The organism is Pseudomonas sp. DCB_BI, from assembly GCF_026240995.1.
Taxonomy (GTDB): domain Bacteria; phylum Pseudomonadota; class Gammaproteobacteria; order Pseudomonadales; family Pseudomonadaceae; genus Aquipseudomonas.
In genome coordinates, this window is the sequence record NZ_JAPFCG010000084.1 from 1 (window position 1) to 393 (window position 393).

1 protein-coding gene is annotated in these 393 nt (G+C 54.2%); it reads left to right on the forward strand.

Annotation, left to right across the window (positions count from 1 at the left end; genetic code table 11):
* Window positions 1–4 precede the first annotated feature (4 nt).
* Window positions 5–393, forward strand: a 389-nt coding sequence (locus OO258_RS27825; RefSeq protein ID WP_266035051.1) for an immunoglobulin heavy chain variable domain-containing protein, incomplete at its 3' end; no start/stop codon positions are given.

Consider the following 393-nt stretch of genomic DNA (forward strand, 5'->3'; position numbering starts at 1 on the left):
GGCCATGGCCCAGGTGCAGCTGCAGGAGTCTGGAGGAGGATTGGTGCAGGCTGGGGACTCTCTGAGACTCTCCTGTGCAGCCTCTGGACGTACTTTCGGTAGTCATCGCATGGGCTGGTTCCGCCAGGCTCCAGGAAAGGAGCGTGAGTTTGTAGCGACTATTAGTTGGAACGGCGATAGCACATATTATGCAGACTCCGTGAAGGGCCGATTCACCATCTCCAGAGACAACGCCAAGAACACGGTATATCTGCAAATGAACAGCCTGAAACCTGAGGACACGGCCGTTTATTATTGTGCAGCCCGAAAGTATCAATATTACGACTATGTGAGCCAGTATGAATACTGGGGCCAGGGGACCCAGGTCACCGTCTCCTCACACCACCATCACCA